This is a genomic window from Moraxella equi, assembly GCF_002027555.1.
Classification (GTDB): Bacteria; Pseudomonadota; Gammaproteobacteria; order Pseudomonadales; family Moraxellaceae; genus Moraxella; species Moraxella equi.
The window spans coordinates 1-1,237 of the sequence record NZ_MXAP01000037.1; the positions used below are offsets into that span (position 1 = coordinate 1).

Sequence of the window (1,237 nt, forward strand, 5' to 3'; positions counted from 1 at the left end):
CGACTCCTGAACCCGAGCCTGCTCCGGAACCGACCCCTGAGCCAACCCCAACCCCTGTTGACTATGTCAAGCCTTTGGCTTCAGCGCAGCTGACCAAGCCTACTTATGAGCGTCAGGTAAAACCAGAATTGGTTAGAGCACAGCCAAGACCTGCTACAGGTACTAATACTGGCTATAGTCAGATGGATGAGTTTAACTATGCTAAACTGACTGAGGCTTTCTACGGTACAGATTCCGAAGGTTATTCAAAGCGGTTGCATGAGCTAAAAACAACAATCGATACCCGTGATATTAAAGTTGGGGTCATTGATAGCGGTATTGACAGTAGAAATAAAGACCTGGTAGGTGCTAATGTACATGAAACTCAAATAAAGTGTGCAATACTTGGAAGTCGCAATTGTCGTTCAATGTCTGATGATTCGGGTTTAATTGAAATTTCCTCAACATCGGCTAGCGGTAGCCATGGCTCGCAAATGGCAGCTGTGATTGCTGGTAATAATGGTATGACTAATGCTAGAATTTATGGCAGTGATAGCATTGGTAAAGGCTCTAATGGAGGCAACCAGTTCCTAATTACTCGTAAAATTCGTAACGATTACGGTGTTAAGATATTTAACAACTCATGGGGTTCATCAAATACAGATAGATGGATACAAGTGGCCGAAGACCCTAGCACCTATTATAACAAAGTAACAGGCGAGAGTAACTTTATTGACTTAGCATTGTTGCATGACTTGATTATCAACAAAGATGTCTTGATGTTAAAAGCAACAGGTAACGAAGGTGAGGATGATGCCTTTGATGAAAACCTGGCGCCAAAAATCAATGAAAAATTCAAAAATGGTTTTATTACAGTTTCTGCTCCTCGCGAAGACTACAATGAGGCAAACCTATGTGGACGAACTGCTGAATGGTGTGTTGCAGCTACTTCTAGTACAACAAGCCATGCAAATGATGGTAGTCAAAGTCATTATCAAGGTACTTCGCCGGCAACAGCTCGTGTGACAGGAACGGCGGTATTGGTCAAGGGTGCCTATCCTTGGATGAAAAACCATAATATCGCACAGACCATTCTTGGTACGGCAAAGAGCTTTGAAGACATTGCCAAAGTATCCCCAACTTACAAAAAACAAGACTGGGTCAGTGGCCGATATGAGAATGGTAGATACATCCCTGGTGGTTATGTAGATGTACCAACTGATTGGAATAAGAGAAGCATCATCAAAAACCACAACGG

The 1,237-nt window shown here is 42.8% G+C and carries 1 protein-coding gene; it reads left to right on the forward strand.

Going from position 1 to position 1,237, the window contains the following annotated elements:
* The coding region (locus tag B5J93_RS03780) for a S8 family peptidase (RefSeq protein WP_158080678.1) at positions 1-1,237 on the forward strand (1,237 nt) is incomplete at both ends.